The organism is Streptomyces sp. 891-h (assembly GCF_022760275.1).
Taxonomy (GTDB): Bacteria; Actinomycetota; Actinomycetes; order Streptomycetales; family Streptomycetaceae; genus Streptomyces; species Streptomyces spirodelae.
Genome location: NZ_CP050693.1, coordinates 1,452,932 through 1,477,439, shown reverse-complemented (window position 1 = coordinate 1,477,439; position 24,508 = coordinate 1,452,932). Strand labels below are relative to the sequence as shown.

At 72.0% G+C, this 24,508-nt stretch carries 19 protein-coding genes and 1 tRNA gene; 18 read left to right on the top strand and 2 right to left on the bottom strand.

The features are described 5' to 3' along the window. Positions 1 to 66 precede the first annotated feature (66 nt). From HC362_RS06175 to eccCa, 15 genes are all read left to right on the top strand, one after another. Positions 67 to 1,221 (top strand): inositol-3-phosphate synthase, encoded by a 1,155-nt coding sequence (locus HC362_RS06175; RefSeq protein WP_243082916.1) that lies wholly within the window; start codon positions 67 to 69, stop codon positions 1,219 to 1,221. Continuing rightward, positions 1,218 to 2,186 carry an SCO3242 family prenyltransferase gene (locus tag HC362_RS06170; RefSeq protein WP_243082915.1) on the top strand — a complete coding sequence of 323 codons (969 nt, stop codon included), beginning with the start codon at positions 1,218 to 1,220 and terminating at the stop codon, positions 2,184 to 2,186. The genes HC362_RS06175 and HC362_RS06170 overlap by 4 nt, the downstream gene beginning before the upstream one ends. Then, the gene (locus HC362_RS06165) at positions 2,183 to 3,079 is read left to right on the top strand and encodes a sugar phosphate isomerase/epimerase family protein (RefSeq protein ID WP_243082914.1); all 897 of its coding nucleotides are present in this window, start codon (positions 2,183 to 2,185) and stop codon (positions 3,077 to 3,079) included. The genes HC362_RS06170 and HC362_RS06165 overlap by 4 nt, the downstream gene beginning before the upstream one ends. Then, positions 3,073 to 3,786: an EboA domain-containing protein gene (locus tag HC362_RS06160; RefSeq protein ID WP_243082913.1), complete on the top strand. Its 714-nt coding sequence runs from the start codon at positions 3,073 to 3,075 to the stop codon at positions 3,784 to 3,786. Before HC362_RS06165 ends, HC362_RS06160 begins: the two co-directional genes overlap by 7 nt. Further along, positions 3,783 to 4,676 carry a TatD family hydrolase gene (locus HC362_RS06155; RefSeq protein WP_243082912.1) on the top strand — a complete coding sequence of 298 codons (894 nt, stop codon included), beginning with the start codon at positions 3,783 to 3,785 and terminating at the stop codon, positions 4,674 to 4,676. The genes HC362_RS06160 and HC362_RS06155 overlap by 4 nt, the downstream gene beginning before the upstream one ends. 13 nt (positions 4,677 to 4,689) lie before the next feature. Further along, positions 4,690 to 5,871, top strand: coding sequence for a metabolite traffic protein EboE (gene eboE / locus HC362_RS06150; protein WP_243082911.1), 1,182 nt, complete (start codon positions 4,690 to 4,692; stop codon positions 5,869 to 5,871). Then, entirely contained in the window at positions 5,868 to 7,271 is a 1,404-nt protein-coding gene (locus tag HC362_RS06145; protein WP_279240070.1) for a nucleotide pyrophosphatase/phosphodiesterase family protein, read from the top strand. Before eboE ends, HC362_RS06145 begins: the two co-directional genes overlap by 4 nt. Continuing rightward, a complete protein-coding gene (locus tag HC362_RS06140) occupies positions 7,268 to 8,332 on the top strand; it encodes a sugar phosphate isomerase/epimerase (protein WP_243082910.1) in 1,065 nt (354 codons plus the stop codon). The genes HC362_RS06145 and HC362_RS06140 overlap by 4 nt, the downstream gene beginning before the upstream one ends. A gap of 135 nt (positions 8,333 to 8,467) precedes the next feature. Then, a tRNA-Leu gene (locus tag HC362_RS06135) sits at positions 8,468 to 8,552 on the top strand. Between the two features lie 256 nt (positions 8,553 to 8,808). Then, positions 8,809 to 9,069 (top strand): hypothetical protein, encoded by a 261-nt coding sequence (locus tag HC362_RS06130; RefSeq protein WP_243082909.1) that lies wholly within the window; start codon positions 8,809 to 8,811, stop codon positions 9,067 to 9,069. Positions 9,070 to 9,828: 759 nt separating this feature from the next. Next, the gene (locus HC362_RS06125) at positions 9,829 to 10,191 is read left to right on the top strand and encodes a WXG100 family type VII secretion target (RefSeq protein ID WP_243082908.1); all 363 of its coding nucleotides are present in this window, start codon (positions 9,829 to 9,831) and stop codon (positions 10,189 to 10,191) included. Between the two features lie 33 nt (positions 10,192 to 10,224). Continuing rightward, positions 10,225 to 10,539, top strand: coding sequence for a WXG100 family type VII secretion target (locus HC362_RS06120; protein WP_243082907.1), 315 nt, complete (start codon positions 10,225 to 10,227; stop codon positions 10,537 to 10,539). Between the two features lie 109 nt (positions 10,540 to 10,648). Next, complete coding sequence (locus tag HC362_RS06115; RefSeq protein WP_243082906.1) at positions 10,649 to 11,995, top strand: EsaB/YukD family protein; 1,347 nt, start codon at positions 10,649 to 10,651, stop codon at positions 11,993 to 11,995. A gap of 55 nt (positions 11,996 to 12,050) precedes the next feature. Further along, complete coding sequence (locus tag HC362_RS06110; RefSeq protein ID WP_243082905.1) at positions 12,051 to 14,840, top strand: right-handed parallel beta-helix repeat-containing protein; 2,790 nt, start codon at positions 12,051 to 12,053, stop codon at positions 14,838 to 14,840. A gap of 84 nt (positions 14,841 to 14,924) precedes the next feature. Continuing rightward, the gene (gene eccCa, locus HC362_RS06105) at positions 14,925 to 19,034 is read left to right on the top strand and encodes a type VII secretion protein EccCa (RefSeq protein ID WP_243082904.1); all 4,110 of its coding nucleotides are present in this window, start codon (positions 14,925 to 14,927) and stop codon (positions 19,032 to 19,034) included. A gap of 43 nt (positions 19,035 to 19,077) precedes the next feature. Here eccCa and HC362_RS06100 read toward each other — a convergent pair whose 3' ends face one another. Continuing rightward, positions 19,078 to 19,323, bottom strand: coding sequence for a Smr/MutS family protein (locus tag HC362_RS06100; RefSeq protein ID WP_243082903.1), 246 nt, complete (start codon positions 19,321 to 19,323; stop codon positions 19,078 to 19,080). 632 nt (positions 19,324 to 19,955) lie between these two features. On the opposite strand from HC362_RS06100, the gene HC362_RS06095 reads away from it, so the two are divergent. Continuing rightward, a complete protein-coding gene (locus HC362_RS06095; protein ID WP_243082902.1) occupies positions 19,956 to 20,876 on the top strand; it encodes an RICIN domain-containing protein in 921 nt (306 codons plus the stop codon). Positions 20,877 to 21,694: 818 nt separating this feature from the next. Continuing rightward, the gene (locus HC362_RS06090) at positions 21,695 to 22,738 is read left to right on the top strand and encodes a WXG100 family type VII secretion target (RefSeq protein ID WP_243082901.1); all 1,044 of its coding nucleotides are present in this window, start codon (positions 21,695 to 21,697) and stop codon (positions 22,736 to 22,738) included. Between the two features lie 137 nt (positions 22,739 to 22,875). Here HC362_RS06090 and HC362_RS06085 read toward each other — a convergent pair whose 3' ends face one another. Further along, positions 22,876 to 23,514 (bottom strand): hypothetical protein, encoded by a 639-nt coding sequence (locus HC362_RS06085; protein ID WP_243082900.1) that lies wholly within the window; start codon positions 23,512 to 23,514, stop codon positions 22,876 to 22,878. Positions 23,515 to 23,766: 252 nt separating this feature from the next. On the opposite strand from HC362_RS06085, the gene HC362_RS06080 reads away from it, so the two are divergent. After that, positions 23,767 to 24,381, top strand: a complete 615-nt coding sequence (locus tag HC362_RS06080; protein WP_243082898.1) for a hypothetical protein — start codon at positions 23,767 to 23,769, stop codon at positions 24,379 to 24,381. The last annotated feature ends 127 nt before the right edge of the window (positions 24,382 to 24,508 follow it).

The following is a 24,508-nucleotide window of genomic DNA, read 5'->3' as shown; positions in this document are numbered from 1 at the left end:
GAAGGGGCGGGGACGGGGAGCAGCCCGCCGCAGGCGCCCACTTGGCACCGCAAGAGGGAGGAAACCGTGACCCACCACAACCCGAGCCCCGCCGGCCAGGCGCCCCGCACCGGGGTGTGGCTCATCGGCGCCCGCGGCTCCGTAGCGACGACCACCATCACCGGCGCTGCGGCCCTCGCCGCCGGCCTGCACCCACCCACCGGAATGGTCACCGAGACCGCCCCGTTCGCCCACTCCTCCCTCCCACCCCTCGACTCGCTCGTCTTCGGCGGTCACGACACCGCCTCGTGCCCCCTCCCCAAGCGGGCCGAGGCCCTCGCGGAGGCGGGTGTCGTCCCGCACGGCCTGCCCGGCGCGCTCCGCGCCGAGCTCGCGGCGGCCGACGCGGAGATCCGCCCCGGCGCCCCCGCCGTGGAGGACGACTCCGCGGCGGAGGAACTGGTCGCCCGATACGCGGTGGACATCACGGAGTTCACACGCGCCCACGGGCTCGCCCGCACCGTCGTCGTCAACGTGGCCAGCACGGAACCCGACGTGCCCGAGGCGCCGGAGACGGCGCGACGCCCCCTTCCGCCGAGTTCCCTCTACGCGGCTGCGGCGCTGCGCGCGGGTTGCCCGTATGTGAACTTCACACCGTCGGCGGGGCTGCACCACCCCCGGCTGGCCGACGCGGCACGAAGCGCCGCCGTGCCCCACGCGGGCCGCGACGGTAAGACAGGTCAGACCCTCCTCCGCTCCGTGCTGGCACCGATGTTCGCGCAGCGCGCGCTGACCGTACGGGCCTGGTCGGGCACCAACCTGCTGGGCGGCGGGGACGGCGCGGCCCTCGCCGACCCGGCAGCGGCCGCGGCCAAGAACGCGGGCAAGGCCCGGGTGCTCGCCGACAACCTCGGGGAACTCCCCGAGGGCGAGGTGCACATCGACGACGTACCGGCGATGGGGGACTGGAAGACCGCCTGGGACCACATCGCCTTCGACGGCTTCCTCGGCTCCCGCATGGTCCTGCAGACCACCTGGCAGGGCTGCGACTCGGCCCTCGCGGCGCCTCTCGTGCTCGACCTGGCCCGCCTTCTGGCCCGCGCCGCCGAACTGGGCCTCACGGGCCCGCTGGCGGGGCTCGGCTTCTACTTCAAGGACCCCGACAACGGCCCCGCCGACCTGCCGGGCCAGTGGCGTGCCCTGCTGGACCTCGCCACCCGTCTCGCCGGGTCCCCCCGATGACGGGCGGTCCGATGGCGGGCGGTCCGAAGACGGGCGGTGGCCTCGCGGCCTGGGCGCAGCTGCTGCGGGTCTCGGCACTGTCGAGCGTGCCAGGTGACGCGCTGGTGGGGGCCGCGGCGACCGGCCGTGCCCCTGCGCGGGGAACGGCGCTTGCCGCGGGCGCTTCCCTGTGCCTGTACGAGGCGGGCATGGCGCTCAACGACTGGGCGGACCGGGAGGAGGACGCCCGCGAGCGCCCTGAACGGCCGCTGCCCTCGGGCCGTATCAGCGCCACGGCCGCGCTGGCGGCGGCCACCGGGCTGACGGCGGCGGGGCTGGCGTGCGCGGCCCGCGCCGGACGGCTGCCGCTGGCCACGGCCACCGCGCTGGCCGCCACCGTCTGGGCGTACGACCTGCGGCTCAAGCACACCCCCGCGGGGCCGGTGGCCATGGCGGCCGCCCGCTCGCTCGACGTACTGCTGGGCGCGACGGCGACGACCGCGAACGACGACGGACCGCCCGCACGCGCCCACGGACCCGCACGCGCGCTCGGCGCTGCCGCGGTCATGGGCGCGCACACCCTCGCCGTGACCGCCGTCTCACGGCGGGAGGCGGAGGGCGGGGCACCGGCCGTGCCGCTGGCCGCACTGGGTGCCGTCGGCACGATCGCCGGGCTGCTGGCGCGGCAGCGTACGCCGCTGACGCTGGCCGCGAGCGCCACGTACGCCGGGACGGCGGGTCGGCCGCTGGCGCACGCCGCGCTCAACCCCTCACCGCCGCTGCTCCAGCGCGCGGTGGGCGGCGGCATCCGCGCCATGCTCCCGCTCCAGGCCGCACTCGCCGCCCGCGCCACCACCACCGCCGCAGCCGGTGCGGACGCCCCTCGCAACGGACGGAGCCGGGCCGCAGGATCCACCTCGGCGCTCGTGCTGCTCGGTCTGCTGCCCGTCGCCCGGCGCCTCTCCCGGAAGGTCAGCCCCACATGACCCGGACCCGGCACGACTCGCCGCTCCGCTACGCCTACGGCACCAACGGTCTGGCCGACCTCCGGCTCGACGACGCCCTCGCGCTGCTCGCCGACCTCGGTTACGCGGGCGTCGGGCTGACGCTCGACCATATGCACCTCGACCCGCTCGCCCCCGGCCTGGCGGCCCGCACCGCGAACGTGGGCCGCGCGCTGGAGCGGTACGGGCTGACGGTCACCGTCGAGACGGGGGCGCGCTATGTGCTCGACGCTCGCCGCAAGCACCATCCCACGCTGCTCGACCCGGACGCGGAGGCCCGGGCCGCTCGTACGGACCTGCTGCTGAGAGCCGTACGGGTGGCCGCCGACCTGGGCGCGCACGCCGTGCACTGCTTCAGCGGGCAACTCCCGCCCGGCACCGCCCCGGAGGCGGGCTGGACGCGGCTGGCCGACGGCATCGGCTCGGTACTGGAGAGCGCCACAGCGGCCGGTGTACCGCTGGCGGTCGAGCCGGAGCCGGGCCATCTGCTGGCGGACCTCGCCGGCTTCCACCGGCTGCGTACCGCACTCGGCAGCCCCGCGCAGCTCGGGCTCACCCTCGACATCGGGCACTGCCAGTGCCTGGAGCCACGGGCACCGGCCGACTGCGTACGGGAGTCCGCGCCCTGGCTGCGGCACGTACAGATCGAGGACATGCGGCGCGGCGCCCATACCCATCTGCCGTTCGGCGAAGGGGAGATCGACTTCCCGCCCGTGCTGGCCGCCCTGCGCGAGGCCGGCTACGACGGGCTGGTCACGGTGGAGCTGCCCCGCGATTCGCACGCCGGTCCCGAGCGCGCCGTCGCCTCCCTCGACTTCCTGACCACCGCCGAGGCCAAGGCCGCCGCAATGCCGCAGGAGGACGCCCCATGCTGACCCCGCTCGCCTCCCTCCGCACCGGTCTGGAGCTGTGCCTGAGCGCCGAGTCCCGCGCCTGGCTGCACCGGGCACTGGCCGAGGCGGCGGACCCGCGTGGGCATGGCGCGTACACGGAGACGAGTGGGCACGTCGCGCACGGCGCGCCCCGGCTCCCGCGCTGGGAGCTGCACTTCGTCACCGCGGGCCGCACATGCCGCCCGGCGCCCAGGGACGGCGCATCCACCGCGGCCGTGCCCGACCCGGTCGACGCCGCCCGCGTGCTCATCCTGCACGCCGCAGCGCCCGGTACCGGCACCCTCGCCCGGCTCTACACCCGCGGCACCGCGGACGAGCGGCGCGCCGTGCTGCTGGCGCTGCCGCATCTGGACCCGCCGCCGGACACGGCAGGCGGCCTCGCTCTCGTCGAGGACGCGTTGCGGGCCAACGACACCCGGCTGATCGCCGCCGCGCTCGGCCCGTACGCCGCCGCTCATCTGGACGCGCACCAGTGGCGGCAGGGCGTGCTCAAGTGCCTGTTCACCGGAGTGCCGTTGGCCGTCGTGGCGGGGCTGGAACACCGTGCGGCGGGGGACGACGAGCTCGTCCGGATGCTGGAGGACTACGCGCGCGAGCGCACCGCCGCGGGCCGCGCCGTGCCCGAGGACCTCGGACACCTGCTGAAACTGGCCCGGTTCACGGATACCGAGGAGCGTGAAGCTCGATGACGAGGCAGCAGCCGACGCCGACCCGCCGCATCTTCGACCCGCACATCCATATGACGTCCCGCACCACCGACGACTACGCCGCGATGCACGCGGCCGGGGTACGCGCGCTGGTCGAGCCGTCCTTCTGGCTCGGCCAGCCCCGCACCTCGCCCGAGACGTTCTTCGACTACTTCGATTCGCTGCTGGGCTGGGAGCCCTACCGCGCGGCCCAGTACGGCATCGCCCACCACTGCACCCTGGCGCTCAACCCGAAAGAGGCCAACGACCCGCGCTGCACCCCCGTGCTGGACGAGCTGCCGCGCTACCTGATCAAGGACGGGGTCGTGGCGGTCGGCGAGGTCGGCTACGACTCGATGACACCGGCCGAGGACACCGCGCTCGCAGCGCAGCTCCAGCTCGCCCTCGACCATGACCTGCCCGCTCTCGTCCACACCCCGCACCGCGACAAGGCGGCCGGGCTGGCCCGCACACTCGACGTGCTCCGGGAGTCGGGGCTGCCGCCCGAGCGAGTGGTGCTCGACCACCTGAACGAGACCACGGTCGGCGCGGCGGCCGACAGCGGCTGCTGGCTCGGCTTCTCCATCTACCCCGACACCAAGATGGACCCCGACCGGATGGTCCGCATCCTGCGGGTGCACGGCACCGAGCGGGTGCTGGTCAACTCCGCCGCCGACTGGGGGCACAGCGACCCGCTCAAGACCAGCCACGTCGCCGACGCGATGCTCGCCGCCGGCTTCGACGAGGACGACATCGAGAAGGTGCTGTGGCACAACCCCGTCGCCTTCTACGGCCAGAGCGGACGGCTCGATCTCGACCTCGACCGCGTATCGCCGGGCGAGCGCCAGCAGCAGCTGTACCAGGGCAACTCCATTCTGCGCGGCGGAGAGTGAGGAGAGCGCGGCCATGCGATTCCGGCACCCCGACGGCACCACGGTCCACCTCGCCTACTGCACCAACGTCCACGCCGCCGAGCAGCTCGACGGCGTACTGCGGCAGCTGACCGAGTACGCGGAGCCGGTACGCCGCAGGCTGCACCGGGACCGGCTCGGCATCGGCCTGTGGCTGGCCCGCGACGCGGCCCGTACCCTCACCGACGACCCGGCGGCCGTCCGCCGGCTGCGCTCGGGGCTCGACCAGGCGGGCCTCGAAGTCGTCACGCTGAACGGCTTCCCCTACCAGGGCTTCGGCGACGAGCACGTCAAGTACCGCGTCTACCGGCCCGACTGGACCGACGACGCGCGCCTGGACCACACCACCGACCTCGCCCGGCTGCTGGCCGCGCTGCTGCCCGACGACGTACGAGAGGGCAGCATCTCCACGCTGCCGCTCGCCTGGCGCACCGGCTTCGACGCCGAGGCCCGGCACCGTGCGCTGACCCGGCTGCACACCCTGGCGGCACGGCTGGACGCGCTGGAGGAGCTGACCGGCCGCTCCATCCGCGTCGGTCTCGAACCCGAGCCCGGCTGCACCGTGGAGACCACGGCCGACGCCGTCGAGGCGCTCAGCGGCGAGGACGGCCCGCCCGCACACCGGATCGGCGTCTGCGTGGACACCTGCCATCTGGCCACCGCCTTCGAGAACCCGGCCAAGGCGCTGGCCGCGCTCAGCGAGGCGGGCCTGCCGGTGGTCAAGTCCCAGCTGTCCGCCGCGCTGCACGCCGCGCACCCCGAAGACCCCCGAGTGCGCGCGGCGCTGGCCGAGTTCGCCGAGCCGCGCTTCCTGCACCAGACCCGCGTCCGCACCCCGGAAGGCCCCCTGCGCGCCACCGACGACCTCGACCGCGCGCTGGCACCCGGAGCACTGCCCACCACCGGGCCGTGGCGCTCCCACTTCCACGTCCCGCTGCACGCGCCGCTCAGCCCACCGCTGACGGCCACCACCGATGTGCTCGGCGAGACGCTCACCCACCTGGTCGGCGGCCCGGCCCCGCTGACCAGGCACCTGGAGGTGGAGACCTACACCTGGCAGGCCCTCCCGCCCGCGCTGCGCCCCACCACCCGCGCACAGCTCGCTGACGGCCTGGCCGCCGAACTGTCCACCGCGCGCGACCTGCTCACCGACCTCGGCCTCAAGGAGCTGCCGTGAGCGCCCCCTTGCTGGTCATCGACGTGGTGGGGCTGACCCCCGCCCTGCTGACCCGTATGCCGAACCTGCGTGCCCTGGCCGACAGCGGCTCCCAGGCCCCTCTCCGCACCGTCCTCCCCGCCGTCACCTGCGCGGCCCAGTCCACCTTCCTCACCGGCGAACTCCCCTCCGGGCACGGCATCGTCGGCAACGGCTGGTACTTCCGCGAACTCGGCGACGTCCTGCTGTGGCGCCAGCACAACGCGCTGGTCGGCGGCGAGAAGCTGTGGCACGCGGCGCGTGCCCGGCAGCCGGGCTACACGGTGGCGAACATCTGCTGGTGGTACGCGATGGGCGCGGACACCGACTGGACGGTCACCCCGCGCCCCGTGTACTACGCGGACGGCCGCAAGGAGCCGGACTGCTACACCCGGCCGCCGTCCCTCCACGACGAACTGGTCGCCGAACTGGGCGACTTTCCCCTCTTCACCTTCTGGGGCCCCGGCGCGGACCTCACCTCCTCGCAGTGGATCATCGACGCCACCCGCCACATCCTGCGCACCCGCCACCCCGACCTCGCCCTGTGCTACGTCCCCCACCTCGACTACGACCTCCAGCGCTACGGCCCCGACGACCCCCGGGCCCACCGCGCCGCCGCCGACGTGGACGCCGCCCTCGCCCCGCTGCTGGCCGACGCGCGCGCCGAGGGCCGCACCGTCGTCGCCCTCTCCGAGTACGGCATCACCCGCGTACGGCGCCACATCGACATCAACCGCGCGCTGCGCCGCGCCGGACTGCTGGAGGTCCACACCCAGGACGGCATGGAGTACCTGGACCCCTGGGCCTCCCGCGCCTTCGCCGTCGCCGACCACCAGCTCGCCCACGTCTACGTGCGCGACCCCGCCGACCTGCCCGCCACCCGCGAGGCGCTGGCCGGCCTCCCCGGCCTGGACCGGCTGCTGGACGAGCCGGGCAAGAAGGAGGCGGGCCTGGACCATCCGCGCTCCGGCGAACTGGTCGCCGTCGCCGAACCCGACGCCTGGTTCACCTACTACTACTGGCTCGACGACCACCGCGCCCCCGACTTCGCGCAGCTCGTGGAGATCCACCGGAAGCCCGGCTACGACCCGGTCGAGCTGTTCATGGACCCGAACGACCCCTACGTCAAGCTGCGCGCCGCCGCGGCCCTGGCCCGCAAGAAGGCCGGTATGCGCTACCGGATGGCCGTCGTCCCCCTCGACCCCACCCCGATCCGCGGCAGCCACGGACGGCTGCCCGACCGGCCCGAGGACGGCCCGGTGCTCCTGTGCTCCCGCGCCGGGGCCCTCGGCGAACACGGACCGGCAGCCGCCGGCCGGCCCTTCCCCGCCACCGAAGTGAAACGCCTGCTTCTCGACCTCGCACTGGGAGACCCCGCATGACCAGCAGACACTCCACCGAGCACACCGACGAGCACACCGAACTGCACCGCAAGCTGCGCCGCCGCGGCTTCCTGGGCGTGGCGGCGGGCGCCACGGCGGCCACCCTCCTGAGCAGCCGGCCGGCCGCGGCGGCCACCCCGGGGACCGACCGGCACGGCTGCCGCCCGATCGTCCCGCGCGGCAAGCTCGGCATCCAGCTGTACACCGTCCGTGACCAGATACAGACGCTCGGCTTCAGCACCGTCTTCAAGGAGCTGGAACGCTACGGCTACGACTCCGTCGAGTTCGCCGGCTACACGCAGGGCACCGGCGAGATCACTCTCCGCCGGCTCAAGCGCCTGCTGCGCGACCACGGGCTGCGCGGCATCGGCAGCCACGTCGGCTACTACTCCCACGATCCCGCCGCCTACACCTTCGCCACCCAGCTGGAGAAGGTCGTCGACGACGCGGCGGCCCTCGGCCTCCCCCATGTGGGAACGGCCTCGAGCCCCGACCGCTACGGCCGGACCGTCGACGGCTGGAAGCGCGCGGCGGAGGACTTCAACACCTACGGCGCGGCGGCGCGCGCCCGCGGCCTGAAGTTCTACCAGCACAACCACCAGATGGAGTTCGGCTTCGCCGAGGACAAGCCGAACGTGCGCCTCTACGACGTGCTGCTCGCCGAGACCGACCCCGAGCTGGTCTACCTGGAGATGGACATCTACTGGGCCTTCGCCGGCAAGCACCGCTTCAGCGTTCGCCCCGACGGCAGCCCGGCCCCCTTCGACCCGGTCGACTACGTCCTGGCGGCCCCGCACCGCTACCCGCTCTTCCACGTCAAGGACGGCGAACACGACGAGGCCTCCCCGGACGGCTACCACATGGTCGACGTCGGCGACGGCGACATCGACTACGAGCAGTTCATCGGCACCGTCCTCAAGCGCGGCCGCCACCGCGGCCGCCCCGCCGACCACAACTGGCTCATGGAACGGGACGACGCCGTCGACCCCGACGCCAACCCCGCCGGCTCCCTCACCTCGGCCCGCCGCTCCGCCGCCTACCTCCGCGGCAAGCGCCGCTAGCACTCCACTCGAAGGGAAGATGGTCGGGCAAACTTCACAAATAGGGCAATCCGCCAGGAAACCCAGGTGAGAAGCACTCCCAACCCTTGGTATCGTTACGGCCGTCGCCACGGCACACCACCGTGGCACGGCCCAGTCCGGGTGGCGGAATGGTAGACGCGCTAGCTTGAGGTGCTAGTGCCCTTTATCGGGCGTGGGGGTTCGAGTCCCCCCTCGGACACTCACCGGATCCCCACGGCTTCCTGTAAGCCGTGGGGATCTGCTGTTTCCGGCGCCGGGCGATCTCGTGGCCAGGACGGTCGCCGTGGCGGAGCGCGCTGGTGGCGATGTCGCAGTCCCGATCCGGCGTTGTCGCGCTTCGCGGCCCGCACAGCTGCGCACGGGTCGAAAAAAGTGTCCGCGAGGCGTGAACTTTTGTCCCCGATCCGCCATCGAACCCCTCGTACGGCCAGGCACTACCACCTGTCGAGGAGATCATGCGCAAGAAGTTCACCAAGGCGGCCCTCGTCGTTGTCGGCGTCGCCGCCTTCTCCGGCGTGGCCGCCGGACCCGCTCTCGCGGCCGACGGCCCCGGCAAGCCCGGGGACGGCATCGCCGACGCGACCTACAAGGTGGGAAGCATCGACGAGTGCAGGTCCTGGGGCGAGAACATGGTCCGGTGGGACTCGAACGACTACGTCGGCTACGCCTGCTGGCAGGACGAGCACGGGCAGTGGTACTTGGACCTGATGCTGTGATCCCTGCGGCCGGCGCCCAGGACGCGCTTCCGGCGCTCTCCGAAGACCCGGGGGTGCCGATCGGTGCCTGCGGCGACCCGAAACGGGCGGGAAACGGGCACCGGAACGCCGACTTCGGTTCCGATTTCTCTCTCCGAGCGCCCGGTCGGGTTCCGTATGCAATTCCTCGCGTACACGCCCGCGCCCACAGTGGGCCGACCGGTCTGTTCCCACCCTGGGGGAAGGAACCCCTGGGAACTCGGCGACTACTCGTCACAGAATTGCGTCTGAACAGGGTGAGTTGGCTCTTGGCCCCGACCTTTCTTTTGGTCTAGCGTCAGGTACGCTTCGACCGGAGCTGTGGACCGGTCATGGCAATGCGCTCGATGTGCGACCGGGGAGGAGGTGTGCCCACGGTGGGAACTGTGCAGCCCACACGGGGTGTTGGCACTGCCCAGCTGGTCACGCCGGGGGAACCCGCGCCGCTTGCACCGCGTACGATGCGCTTTCCGGGCGTCGTCGCGTTCGCGTTCAAGGGAAATGCACGGCCGTGTGCGCGGCCCCGTGAACAGTTCGGAAGGGCGTCACCGGAAACACATTGTTGATGCCGGCGGCACCGCGCGGCACCGGCGCCCTCTTTTTCAAAGACGTCCACACGGAAGTGGGCGGGCTCCCTGTCGTATTCGACAGGGAGAGGTCCCCAGGAAATACCTGACTGCTGGTCAGGCTAAGGGAGGCGAATCCGCAATGGCGGAACAGGGCCATGCCACCGTTGGTGGTGTGCACTACCGAGTAACTCCCGAGCGGGTGCACCAGGCGTCGCAGGACACCGCTCTCACCGCCGGCCGGGTGGCGGAGGACATCCAGAGCCTGCGGGCGTACGCGGAGCAGCTGGGCCAGGCGTGGCAGGGTCCCGCGCACGCCCAGTTCGAGTTGCTCATGCAGGAGTTCGACACCTATGCCCGCATGCTGAACGACGCCCTCATGGGCATCTCAAAGGGGCTTGAGGGCAACTACGTCAACTACCGGGAGTCCGAATCGCAGAACCTGGCGAACCTCACGGCACTCGGCGTGGACATCCCCACACCGAACAAGGGCACCCAGTTCGCCGCGATGAGCGACCACGGCGCCAACTTCTCCTGAAGCCCTCTTCTCACCCCCCGACGAGGAGTACCCATGACCAACATCGACGGCGCCAACATTCTCGTCCGCGCCGAACTCGGGGACGCGCCGGCGCGCATCAGGACGCTCTCGGACAAGACGACCGATGAGTTGCGGAACCTGAAGATCCGGCTGAGCGACGTCGCCGCCTCCTGGAACGAGAGCCAGGCCGCGACCTACTACCAGGACATGCAGAACGAGTGGGACCTCGCGGCCGAGGGTCTGTTCGGTTACGACGGGGTGCTCGGCCGCATCGCCCACGCGATGCACCTGAACTGGAACAACTACAGCGACGCCGAGTGGTCCAACGTCTCCACCTGGAAGCACTGACCACACACACGCGGTTCCTCAAGGGGCCCGGAGGCCGGGCCGTCCGCCATCCCCGGGGCGCGGGGTCGGCAGGGCCCCCTGAGGGAGCCGGGAGAAGGAAGACGACCAAGTGCCCGATGAACGCTGCCGCGTCACCGTGGTCGGTGAGCGCAAGAGCGTGGATCTCGCGCTGCCCGTGCGCACCCCGATAGCCGAGTACGTTCCCCGGCTCGCCGGGCTGTGCGGTCAGGACGAGTCGGAGGCCATGCCCCCGGTGTGGTCGCTGGCCCCCGCCGGAGCCCCGCCGTTTCCTCCCGGCGACTCCCTGGAGAACGCCGGGATCCTGGACGGCGCGGTGCTGTATCTGCGCGACTGCCGTGCGGACGAGGACCTCGACCTCTCCGTCACCGACCTCGACGACCAGATCGCCGCGGCGAACGAGGACGCTCAGCGGTGGAACGCCCGCAACCGGGCGCTGTCCGTCGTCGTCGCGGGCCTGTTCGGCAGTGTGCTGGCCGCCGTCCCGCTCAGCCTCCGCCACGAGGCGGGCCCCGCCGTGGTGATGTTCTTCCTGGTCGGGCTGGCCTCGGCGCTGACGTCCTGGTACGCGACGCGCAAGAGCTGGCCCGTGTCCGCGGGGGTGCGGCAGGCGATGGCGCTGGCAGCCGTCCCGCTGACCCTCGCCGTCGGACTCGGTCTGCCGCTGCACGGACCGGTGGCCGTCCCCGCGGTGGTCACCATGTCCGGCGTTCTGGGCGCGGTCGCCGCACTGCTGGCCCTGCCCTCGGTGCCCACGGTGGTCGCGCTGCTGGTCGCCGCCGTCGTCGCGCTCCTCACGATCCCGCTGGCGGTGCTGGGCGCCGGCCCCACGTCGTCGGCCGCGGTGGTGGCAGTCGTCATGCTGCTGCTGTTCCGGGTGCTGCCGCGGATCGCCAGCCAGATCGCCGTGCTGGTGCCCGGCGAGGCGCCGGAGCGCCGGGGCCGGGAGAGCGACGAGGTGGCCGCCGCCGTCCGCCGCCGCAACCGGCTGCTCACCTTCCTCACCGTCCTCCTCGCGATCGGCCTCGGCTGGGCGCTGGTGACGCTGGCCGCCTCCGAGAACCCTTACGCCTTCGCCCTGTTGGGCTGTGCCGGCGTTGCGGTGCTGCTGGACGCCGGCTCGTCCCGGCTGGTCCCGGTCGTCGCCCCGCAACTGGCCGTCGGCACCCTGGGCCTGGTGGCCCTCGTCACCCGGTTGCCGGAGGTTCTGCTCGACAACGTGCAGCTCGGCGCCCTGGTGGCCTTCGGGGCCGGCATCGTGCTGACCGGGTGCGGCCTGGGCATGGCGTTCCGGGCCGCGGTGCGCCCGGTGGACCTGACGGAGCGGGCCAAATGGCTGACCGGGCTGGCGAGTTTCCTGGCCATCGTGTGCGTGCCGCTCGCCGTCGGCGTGTTCGGTGTCTACGAGGGCTTGGCGAACCTCGGGAGCTCGATGTGAGCGCGGCGGCTGGACACCGCGCCCACCCGCGGGCGAGGGCCCGGAGGGCCGTGCGATGAGGGGCGGGAAGCAGCAGCGGGTGGCGCCCGGCAGCTGGGGCGCGCACAGGACGATCAGCGCCGCGGTGCGCGGCGCCGGCCCCGGCGCCGTCGTCTCCATCCGCCCGGGCACGTACAACGAGAGCGTCGTGCTGGACAAGGACGTGACGCTGGTGGCGGAGAAGGGCGCGGGCACCGTGCGCGTGGTCGCCGCCCGCGGCCCCGCCCTCACCACGCACGGCGGCGCGTCGCAGCTGAGCGGCCTCACCTTCGAGGCGTCCTCGCCGCGCGAGCCCGCGGTGCTGGTGCGGGCCGGCGAGCCGGTCCTGCGGGACTGCGAGATCGACGGCGGCCGGATCGAGGTGTCCGAGACGGCGACGCCCACCTTCACCGGCTGCACCGTGCGCGGCGCCGCACTGGCCGCCGTCCGGCTGACCGGCACCAGCCGCACCACGATGGAGGGCTGCGGCATCAACGCCTGCGAGGGCGACGGCGTCGTCGCCGACGACGAGGCGCGGCTGGAGGCCACCGAGACGGTGATCGACGAGGTGGCCGCACGCGGTGTCCACCTCGGCGGGGCGGCGCACGCAACACTGAACCGCTGCGAGATCAAGCACAGCGCCGGCGCCGGGCTGCTCGCCGAGAGCCGCGCCGGGGCTGTGCTGCGCGAGTGCCGGCTGTACGAGACCGGCGCCCAGGGCGTCCGGCTGGCCGGTTCCGCCGGGCGCCGCTCGGGCCGGCCGGGGTCCGCGAGTCAGCCGGGCCGCTCGCCGGGCGAGGTGTCGGGCGCGGCCTCCGCCGAGGAGCCGTCGGACGGCGACTCGTTCGGTGTGCGGCTGCGCGGCTGCGAGATCTTCCGCACCGCCGGCGCGGGCGTGCTGGCGGAAGGAGAGAGCGCGGCGCTGCTCGACGACTGCCACATCCACCACACCAGCGGCGCCGCGCTGATCGCCACCGGCTCCGGCAAGTTGGGCATGCAGCGGGTGCGGGCCGTGGACAGCGAGGACAGCGCGCTGGTGGTGACCGGCCGGGCCGGCGCCACCGCCGACGAGAGCACCTTCGCCCGCACCGCCGCGAACGGCGTCTACGCGGTGGGGGACGCCGAGGTGACCTTCACCGGCTGCACGGTCAAGGACACCACCTACACCGCGGTGCACCTCGGCGGCGGCGCCCGCGGCCGGCTGTCGGGCTGCACCGTCAGCGGCACCCCCGAGTACGGGCTGCGCGCCACCGACCGCGCCGAACTCCTGGCCGCCGACTGCGAGACGGCGGACACCGAACTCGTCGGCGTCAGCGTGGACGGCGGCGACGCCGTGCTGCGCGACTGCCGCATCAGCGGTGCCCGGCTCGGCGTCCGGCTGCGCACCACGCACCGGCCGCTGCTGGTGGGCTGCGAGATCAGCGACACCACCGGGGTGGGCGTCGAGGTCGGCCCCGGCACCGGTGGCCTGCTGGAGAACGTCACCGTGTCGCGCAGCGGCTCCTCCGGGGTGGTGCTGGGGACGGACTCCACCGTCGTGATGGACGGTGGCGCGGTGCGCGAGGCGTCCGGCAGCGGGATCGTCGTGCGCGCGGGCGCCCGGCCCCGGATACGCGGCACCGCCGTGCGGGAGGCGGCGAAGAACGGACTGTTCGTCGAGGAGCGCGGCGAGGGCCTCTACGAGGACTGCGAGATCACCGACTGCCGCTTCCCCGCCGTCTACGCCGGCGCCAAGTCCAGCCCCACGCTGCGCCGCTGCGCCGTCTCCGGCAGCGAACAGGACCTGCTGCGGGACGAGGAGGCCGATGTCCGGGCCGAGGGCTGCGTCGTCGAGGGCGTCGAGGAGCCGCTGCTGCCCACGCTGGACGGCGCCGACGGCGACGGCCTCGGACGGCGCGTCGCCGTCGCGGGCGCCTCCTCCGGCGTCGCCGCCAGGACCGGCGCGGGCGCCGCCGTCAAGAAGGAGGAGGGCGATGACCAGTCCGCCGAGGAGCGGCTCCAGCAGCTGCGCGACGAACTCGACCGGCTCGTGGGCCTGGAGAGCGTCAAGCGCGATGTGCGGACGATGACCAAGCTGATGCAGATGGTCAAGGTCCGCCAGGACGCGGGACTCTCCCCGCCGCCGCTCAGCCGCCACCTCGTCTTCGCGGGCAACCCCGGCACCGGCAAGACCACCGTCGCCCGCCTCTACGGCGGCTTCCTCGCCGCCCTGGGCCTGCTGGAGCGCGGACATCTGGTGGAGACGGACCGCGGCGACCTGGTCGGCGAGTACGTGGGCCATACGGCGCCGAAGACGACGGCGGTGTTCCGGCGCGCGCTGGGCGGCGTGCTGTTCATCGACGAGGCGTACTCGCTGACCCCGGGCGGCATCGGCAACGACTTCGGCTCCGAGGCGATCTCCACCCTTGTGAAGCTGATGGAGGACCACCGCGACGAGGTCGTCGTCATCGTCGCCGGCTACCCGGGGGACATGAACCGCTTCCTGGATTCCAACCCCGGCCTCGCGTCCCGCTTCACCCGCACCCTCACCTTCGACGACTACTCGTCGCAGGACCTGGTGCGGATCGTCCAGCACCAGGCGGAGAACCACCAGTACACCTGCGCCCCCGAGACGCTGGAGGCCCTGCACGGGTACTTCGCGGCGATGACGCGCGGCGACGGCTTCGGCAACGGCCGCACCGCCCGCCAGGCGTTCCAGCTGATGACGGAACGGCACGCGCAGCGGCTGGCCGACGGCGACCTGGCCACTGTGGACCTGGCCGACACGGACTCCGGCGTCCTCACGACCCTGCTGCCGCAGGACCTGCCCCCCGAGGGGGCGCTGTGAGCCGAGCCCGTCCTCCGCTCCCGGGCGGCTCCCTTCCGACCGGCCCGCTCGCCGACGCGACATCCCATTGAGGCAGCAACATCCATGAGCCGAATCCCCTTCCACCGCCCGGTGCGGATCGCCCCTCCCCCCATGCCGGAGGGGAAGACGACGCTGGCCACGATTCCGCAGAAGCCGGAGCCTCCCGGCGCGGCGCAGTGGGTGATGCTGCTGCTGCCCCTGCTGAGCAGCTTCTCCATGGCCGCGTACATGATCGCCAACGGCCGCCCCTGGATGATCCTCCTCGGGATCGCCTTCGTGGTGCTGTCCATCGGCGTCACCATCGGCGTCCGGATGCAGCTGCGCGCCGGACGGCGGCGCAACCAGGAGCGGCAGCGCGAGAAGTACATCGAGTACCTCGGCGACGTCCGGAAGCAGGCGATGCGGGTCGCCGCCGAGCAGCGGCTGGCCGCCGTGTGGCGGTACCCGCACCCGGACCGGCTGTGGGCGATAGCCACCCGGCGGCGGCGGGTTTGGGAACGCCGCCCCGGTGACTCGGACTTCCTGCACCTGCGCGTCGGCACCGGCACCACGCCGCTGGCCACCCCGCTGTCCATGCCGCAGCAGAACGACCCGACCGTCGAGCTCGACCCGCACGCCCGGCACGCCGCCGCCGAGCTGGTGGAGACGCAGAACACCGTCGCCGGGCAGCCCGCCTGGCTCGACCTGGGCTCCTCCGGCGTCGTCACCCTGCTCGGCCCGCGCGAGCACACCCGCGCGCTCGCGCAGACCATGCTGCTGCAGCTGGCGGTGCTGCACGCCCCGGACGATGTGCGGCTGGCCGTGGTGACCGGCGGGAGCCCGGTGTGGGACTGGACCAAGTGGCTGCCGCACACCCAGGACCCCGGCTCCGCGGCCCGGTTCCGCGACCAGGAGGTCGTGCCCCTGGTGGCGGCGGACATCTCCGGCCTCCAGGAGCACCTCCAGGAGGTGCTGGAGCGGATCGCGACCCTCCGCACGGAACGCGCCAACCGGCTGCTGCCAACCGGCTCCGACTCACCGCGGCAGCGCGTCGTGGTGGTGCTCGACGATTTCGACCCGGCCGCCTCCTGGGTTCGCTCGCCGCTGGTCTCCCAGCTGCTGGCCGAGGCCGGCCCCGATGTGGCGCTGCACATCGTCTGCCTGGTGGCTCAGGAGCGGGACGAGCCGGGACGCGTGGACGTGCGGGCCCGGGTGGACGAGACAGGCGCGGTGTCCCTGGAGGGCCGCGACAGCCGGCTGTACAGCGCCGTCAAGGATGCCGTGGCCGACGAGACGCAGCCGGCCGGGCGGGAGCACGCAGCCCGCGCGCTGGCACCGCTGCGGCTCACCGGCGAACGCGACCAGGTGCTGTCCCAGAGCGTGTCGCTGGCCTCCATGCTGGGCATCCCCGACCTCAACCGCCTCGACCCGGCACAGAACCGGCGCAGCCCCGAGGACCCGGACCTGCTCCGCGTCCCCATCGGGGTCGACGGCACCGGCGAACCGCTGGAGCTGGACCTCAAGGAGTCGGCGCAGGGCGGCATCGGCCCGCACGGCCTGGTGGTCGGCGCCACCGGCTCCGGCAAGAGCGAGCTGCTGCGGACACTGGTCATCGGCCTGTCGACGGTGCACTCGCCCGACCACCTCTCCTACGTGCTGGTCGACTTCAAGGGCGGTGCCACCTTCGCGGGCGTCACCGAGCTGCCGCACGTCTCCGGCCTGATCACCAACCTCGCCGACGACCTGGCCCTCGTGGACCGGATGCGCGCAGCGCTGGAGGGCGAGCAGCAGCGCCGGCAGCGGATGCTGCGGGATGCCGGCAACGTCGACTCGGTGCGCGAGTACCAGCTCAAGCAGGCCGCAGGGGGCACCGATGTGCACGGAAACCCGCTGGAGCCGCTGCCGTACCTGCTGATCGTCGTCGACGAGTTCGGCGAACTGCTCTCGCAGCGGCAGGACTTCATCGACCTGTTCGTGCAGATCGGCCGCGTCGGACGGTCGCTGGGCATGCATCTGCTGCTGGCCACCCAGCGGCTGGAGGAGGGGCGGCTGCGCGGCCTGGAGTCGCACCTGTCGTACCGGATCTGCCTGCGCACCTTCAGCTCCGCCGAGTCCCGTGCCGTCATCGGCACCTCCGACGCGTACATGCTGCCCGCCATCCCGGGCTCCGCCTACCTGAAGGTGGACGAGTCGGTGTACGAGCGCTTCCGCGTCGCCCATGTCTCCGCCCCGTACGAGCCGCCGCACCAGGGCGAGGACGAGGAGGAGCACCTCGAACCGGTCCCGTACGCCGTGCAGGGCGATCTGCCGCCGCTGCCGGCCGACGTCACCCACGAGAACCGCACCTGGGAGTGGTCGGAGGACGACGAGACCGAACTCCAGGTCGCGGTGCGCCACCTGATAAGCGAGGACACACCGGGACACCAGGTGTGGCTGCCGCCGCTGCCGCCCGTCTTCACACTCGCCCCGCTGCTGGGCGAGCCCCAGGCGGACGCGGACCGCGGGCTGTGCTCGCCGCACTGGCCGCTGCCGGGCTCGCTGAAGTTCCCCGTCGGCGTGGTCGATCTGCCGGAGCGCCAGGAGCAGCAGCCGCTCGTGCTCGACGTGGCCGAGGGCGAGGGGCACGTCGCGCTCGTCGGTGCGCCGCAGTCCGGCAAGAGCATGTTCCTGCGCACGGCGATGCTCAGCGCGATGCTCACCCACACTCCGGACGAGATGCAGTTCTACGCCATCGATATGAGCGGTGGCGCACTGCACGAACTGGAGGACACCCCGCACGTGGTGGGCGTCGCCGGACGCCGGGACGGCGCCCGTGTGCGGCGGGTGCTGGCAGAGGTCGAGAACCTCATCACCTCGCGTGAGCGGATGTTCCGGGACCTGCGGCTGCAGTCCGCCGACGATCTGCGTGCCCGGCGCGAGTCCGGTGATCTCCCGGAAGGCACCGGGGCGGCCGACGTGGTTCTGGTCATCGACAACTGGTCGGCACTGACCGCCGTCGACGAATCGTTCGCCCCGACCGTCGCGGAGATCGCCAACCGAGGTCTGGGCGTCGGCGTCCACCTGTGGCTGACGGCGAACCGCTGGGTGGAGATCCGCCCCAACCTGCGCGACGCCATCCCGGGTCGGCTGGAGCTGCGGCTCAACGACCCGTCCGAGTCGGAGGTCAGCCGGTCGGTGGCCCGTCGGCTGGGCCACACCGTGCCGGGCCGCGGCCTGGTCGGCAAGGGGCTCATCCACCACATCGCACTGCCCCGCGTCGACGGCGAGGACAGCGTGGAGCGGCTCACCGACGCCCAGTCCCGGCTGGTGTCCCGGATCGCCGAGTCGTGGAAGCGGCCGGCGCCGCCGGCGCTGCGGGTGCTGCCGGAGCTGGTCACCGCCGCCGACCTGGCCGCCGCCGTCTCCGCCGGTCCGGCCGACGGGCAGCGGTGGGCGGGCCACGGCCCGGCGCTGGAGAAGGGCGAGGTGCCCATCGGCCTCCGCGAGGCCGACCTGAGGCCCGTCGGCCTCGATATGACGCGCGGTCAGTCGCACTTCGTGGTCTTCGGGGACTCCGGCTCCGGCAAGACCGCGTTCCTGCGCAGCTGGATGCGCGGGCTGGCCGCCCGGCACACGGCGCGCGAGGTGCGGTTCATGGTCGTCGACTACCGTCGCGGTCTGCTCGACTCGGTGCCGGAGGAGTACATCGGCGCCCAGGGCGGCGACGCGGACCTCGTCGGCCGCCAGGCGGCTGTGCTGCTGGACACCCTGCGCAAGCGGATGCCGCCGCCGGACATCACCGCCCGCCAGCTCAGGGAGCGCGACTGGTGGCAGGGCCCGGAGCTGTATGTCGTCGCCGACGACTACGACCTCGCCAGCGGCGGCCCCATGAACCGCGGGCCGCTGGCCGGGCTGGCCGAGTTCATCACCCAGGCCGGCGAGATCGGCCTCCACCTGGTGCTGGCCCGCCGGGTCGGTGGCGCCAGCCGCGCGCTGATGTCCGACCCGCTGCTGAGCCGGCTGAAGGAGCTGGACACGGACGGGCTGCTGCTGTCAGGGGATCACCGCGAGGGTGCGCTGATCGGGAACCAGCGGGCGTACCCGCGTCCCGCCGGACGCGGCGTCCTCATCCGCAGGCGGCGGCAACCCACGGTGGTGCAACTGGCGTTGGACGAGGAGAGGAGTGATGCCGCGGCCCAGGGCGCCGGCCGCTGATCGGCCGGTGCCCGGCGGGAAGCGGTGGGTGGCGCGGCGCCGACTAGGCGAGGTGGACGATGATCCGCCCGCTGTTGGAGCGGTCGGTCTCCACACGCTTGGCGAAGCGCCGCATGTGCCGCTGGTTCAGGTGGGCGAGTACATGCTCGCGGAGTCGGCCGCGCCCCTTCCCCGTAATGATTTCTACCTTAGTTTCGCCGGAGCTGTACGCCTTGAAGAGGAAAGTGCGCACGCTCTGATCGATGTCGCGGTTGTTGCGGAAGATGGGGTGCAGGTCGAGTGACAGCACGGATAACTCCTCGGCGGAAGGCGGAATTGTGCGGTGCACACGCGCACCATGGTGGCACAGTCGGGTCCGGCCGCAAACGCCGGGAATCGATCTGTCGACGGATGCCCCGGGGTGCCGGCGCCGTTCCCTTTCCGTTTCCAGGATTGTGGTGACCGTTTTATGACCGCTTCTCTCGACGTCCTGCAGTCTCATCCGGGGGCGGGGCTCCGTATTGCGGGCCCGGTTGCCGCCTTTCCGGGGTCCGCTGTTGATTCCCGGCCACGCCGGGGTAGAGTGCGAAAGTGTTTCCGAACCGCGGCCGTTGACCGGGAATTCCGTACCCGGTTTCCTGTCCAGGCCCGCCCGAGCCGGTCGCCCGCATACGGGCAGCGCTTCCTCATACGGGCAGCGGCTTCCGGCGCAGCCTGCCCGCCCCCGCCCCGCCGCATGGCCGGGTACGCCGCCCTCGGCCGCAGCGGCGATCGGGGGACGGCGCCGGGCGCATCCGAAGGGCGCGGCCGTGAACTATTCGGGTCCGGGCGGCATCCAACTGTTCGGGTCCGGGCGGCATCCGGTGACGCGGGGGCGGTCGGCGGCGCGGAACCACCGCCGCCCGGGGCAGAGGAGGAGCAGATGAGGGGTTGGGAAGACCAGTGAGCGAGTCGCAGAGCGAAGACGCCAAGCGGCGCGAGCGGGCCCGCCGGGTCGACGCGTTGACGGATGCGGCCCGGCAGCCCGGTGAGGGGCCCCGGCTCGGCACCCGGATAGCCGGCGCCATCGCCGTGCTGGCGCTGGTCGCGGGCGCCACCCTGGGTATCGGCGCCTGGAACTCGTACAAGACGGAGCAGGCCGCCAAGGAGAAGAAGGCCGCCGCCGCGTGGAAGAAGCGGAAGGCCGCCGCCCGGAAGTCGGCGCTGAAGTCGCCTTCGGCTTCGCCCTCGCCGAGCGGGTCGAAGAAGAGCAAGAAGAGCGAACGGCTCACGACCGCGAAGCAGCACGCCGACGACGGGGGCAGCACCGCCAAGGCCACAAAGGTCGAGAAGCCGGACACGACGGTGAAGAAGCGGAAGCCGAAGGTGCAGCTGAACAGCAAGCTGCGGATATCGGGCGCCGGCTACTCCCGCGTGGTGCTGGTCAACCAGGACAGCAAGCAGTGCGCCGACATCCCCAACTTCGGCCCGCAGCGCGACGGCGTCCCCATCAACCAGTACCCGTGCAACGCGAGCGACGGCGACAACCAGCAGTGGAACATCACCGTCTCGCACCCGCACGCCGGTGCCGAGGGCGGCGACCTGGTGATGCTGGCCAACGCCAAGGACGGGCACTGCTTCGACCTGCCGGACGGTGACGGCAAGCCGGCCGGAACGCGGCTCCACACGGCCAACTGCAACGGCCGGATGGACGACAACCAGCAGTGGCGGATCGAGACGCTGCCGAACGGCCAGAAGAAGATCCACAACTTCGCGAGCAGGGGGAAGTGCCTCCAGGTGGAAGGCAACTCCCACACCAACGACGCCCCGCTGATCATCGGCAGCTGCCAGGCCCCCTCGTCCAACTGGCTGCTGCGGAAGTGACGGGCGGCCAGGGACCGGAACGAGTGACCAACCGCGAGTGGCGGACGGCCCGGCCGGACGGGCCGATGCCAAAGCGGCAACCCCGTAGGCATTGCGCGGAGCCACTTCCGAAAACGGGCGACAAACAGACTCCACGAGAGCTGAAACAGAACTGTGCGAACGGTGAGAGCGTGGAAACGGAGGCAGCGTGTACCGAACGTGACCGCGTCGCGCCGCAGCACGCTCCAACCGACCTTTTATGGCTGAGGCTGGGGTTTCGGCGGTGGCGCGGATCGGCCAATTGACTCCGAAACTTGACGGCCTATAGAGTCATTTCAACCTGGCGGTGCGGCGCCGTGGAGAAGCGCGATGGAGAATTCCCATCATCGAGGCATGGAATGGCAGCCATTCCGAGGTGTCGCAATCGCTGTGGACTTCCTGAGAACCGCTCACAAGGAAGACGAGGTGCGGGCTCGCCTTTGCACCGCGAATCTCACCGGACTTCGCGGCGCAACATCGTGGTGCTCCCGGCCGGGGCTTCCCTACCTGGAACTCCGAAGCCGTCACCGAACGCCCCCGCTGCGCCATCCGCTTGCACGCATGCGCTTGCGGGCCGGCCCGCCACGCCTCCACCGGCCGAGGAACGCAGGTGCGCCGCGAGGCGGGCCGGACCGGACCGTCGAGGTGCGGTACTCGGCATCCGGCGATCGAAGCAGCCACCGGGGAGGGCCACCACATGGAGAACGGGCAGCCCGGAGCGGTCACGAAGAGAGGGGTGCTGAAGGATGAGCGACCAGGGCAGCAACACGGCGGCGGGGGGCGGCACGCAGCCTCCACCCATGCCGGGTCTTGGCCCGCCCGCGGGCAGCACCGACGGCAGCGCCCCGCCGGTGCCCGAGTCGTGGCAGCGGCAGGCGAACGCCGACCAGATCGGTGACTACGCCCGCACGCCCACGCCTTCACCCGCTTCGTCGCAGCAATCCTCCGGCGGCGGCGACGCCGGCTCCGGTGGACAAGGGCCCTCCCAGGGGACGGATGGCGCCGGCGGCGGTGATGGCGGCACCAGCGCCCCCTCGGATTACACGCTGGCGCAGTTCCATGTCGACCTTCAGGCGCTGTCCGACGCGACGCGAGAAGTGCGGTACGCCTCCACCGAGATCGCGGGCTACATGAGATCGGTCGGCACCCTCGCCAGCCAGCTCCAGGACCACTGGCAGGGACCAGCGCACTCCTCCTTCGACGCGGTCCAGATGTGGTTCCAGCGCACCGAGAGGGAACTGCACGACCTCTTGGACGACATCGTCCGCCGGATGAAGGTCTCCTACGACAACTTCCACCAGGCCGAGTTGGTCAACCTCGCCAACATGGAGACACGAACCCAAGACCTCGCACACGTGCCGCAGCCGGCTCAGCCGGGCCATGTGAGGGTGGTCGAGCATGCGGGTGCTGGCGGTGCGGTGTCGTCGAAGGCGCGTACGGAGTTGGCGGCTGAGCATGTGCAGGGGGAGGGGTTGCGGTATTTGTTGCCGGCGGAGGGTGAGACGGGTGCGTTCAGGCCGGAGACGGCGCCGGTGGAGGAGTTCGGGGGTGGTGGTGGTCCGGTGCCGTCCGAGCCGCGTACGGAGTTGGCGGTTCAGTATGTGAGTGCGGATGGTTCGCCTGTGGATGGTGGTGTTGGTCAGGGTGGTGGTGGTCCGGTGCCGTCCGAGCCGCGTACGGAGTTGGCGGTTCAGTATGTGAGTGCGGATGGTTCGCCTGTGGATGGTGGTGCTGGTCAGGGTGGTGGTGGTCCGGTGCCGTCCCAGCCGCGTACGGAGCTTGCGGTGGTGCACGAGCCCGCGGCAGACGGGACCCAGGACGGCGACGGCGGGCAGGGTCGGTGAGCGTCCGAGAAGCGGGGTGCGTCGGCACCTCGGTCCGCCGCCGCTGCCGCGGCCAAGGCCCCGTATCGGCGCCGGACATGCGAGGAGCCGGGCACCGTGGTGCCCGGCTCCGTCCCCGGGGCCGTCCCGGCGGCGCGTCAGCTTCCCGGCGGCTGGGGGAAGCGGGATTCCCGGTCGGCCTGGCTGTACATCTGGCCGGCTATGTTGATCATGGCGATGTACTCGCCAGTGGCCGCCAGGACACTGCCGATCTGCGCCAGGGCCTTCTCCATCATCGGCACCATGGTGGCGCCGAACTCGTCACCGTTGAAGTCGGCCGGCTCGTTGTGGTGCGTGCGCTCGCTGCCGTTGCCGTTGCCCATGGAGACCGGGACGGCGGACATGGTGTCGTACTCGTGCCGCAGCCCCTGGCCGAAGACGTGGTCCTTCTCCGCGAGGAACTTCGTGCGGAGTTCCTCGTAGCCGTCCACCGCGGTGCGGGTGCTGCTGAGCATCCTCTGCTCCGACTCCCGGACCTCGCCGGCCTTGAAGACGAAGTCGCTGTCGGGCGGGATCGGCGGCAGGGTGCCCTTGCCCTCCTGCTTCTCCATCGGAGGGGCGTCGTTGTAGGAGGGCAGTTTGTTCCAGGCGGTGTTGAGGACCGGGATGTCGCCGCTGTGGTCCTCCGCCTTCCGTGTGGTCGGGGAGAGCTCCCCTTCGGTGTCTTTGGATTCCTCGTCGTCGGACGGGGGCTGGAGCGGGTCCGTGTCGTACTGCGAGTTGATCGGGTCGGTCATCGTCTGCCGTCTCTCGTCGGGAAGGCCGATCTGGCACTGCGGTCGCCGGGGAGGCCGAAGGGCCTGCGTCCGGGATGCCAACGTCTACCAGACATACACCGAAAATCTCAGAGATTCCAGACAGTGAATGTCCGTACATAGCATGAAATGCTCCGCGCCGACCGGGCGTTGTGGTCGTCCGGTGCTTGGCGTGGTCGCGAAGAGCGCCGACCAGGCGGACAGCCCGATTCGGGAAGGAAGGGGAGAGGCAGCATGAGTGAAGGCGAAGGGATGGACCCTGGACCGGTACTTTTTGCCGCCGCGGTCGCCCACAAGGCTCGGACGGACTACGACTGGACCACCCTGCGCGCGCAGCCGAGCGAGATGGACCTGCTGGCCACGAAGCTGGAGTGGCTGGCGGACCAGATCGCCGGGCGCATCCGCCACATCAACGAGATCCTCAACAACCTCCAGCTCCAATGGCAGGGCGAGTCCGCTACGGAGCAGAAGGACATCAGCGACAGGTGGTCGCGCGTCTACAGCAACCTGTTCGGAACCGAGGAGAGCCCGGAGACGGGAGTGCTGAACGCGATCACCGGTGGTGTGAAGAAGGCGGCGAGCAACTTCGGGCAGGCCGAGAACGAGGCATGGAAGATGTTCAACAAGTACCACACGTCGCTGACGGCGCCGTCGCCCATGGACCAGATCGTCGCGGGGGCGATGGTGCTGTCGGCCCCCGACCCGGAGGTCTACAAGGACCTGCTCGACCAGATGAACAGCTCGCCGCAGGACCGGATGGACACCGACCACACCGCGGTCACCGCCGACTACCCGGGCGACGACGGGATATCCCTGCGGCCCACCGAGCACGCCGAGGGGGGCGGGTGACGCCCGGCTCGCGAGTGGGCTGAGCCGATCACCCGGCCGTGCCGGACCCAGCTCCCGCACGGCTCCGCCTCAACCGCACGAGCCTGCACCAGCCGCAGTCGCCCTACCCGCACCCGCAGCCACCCCT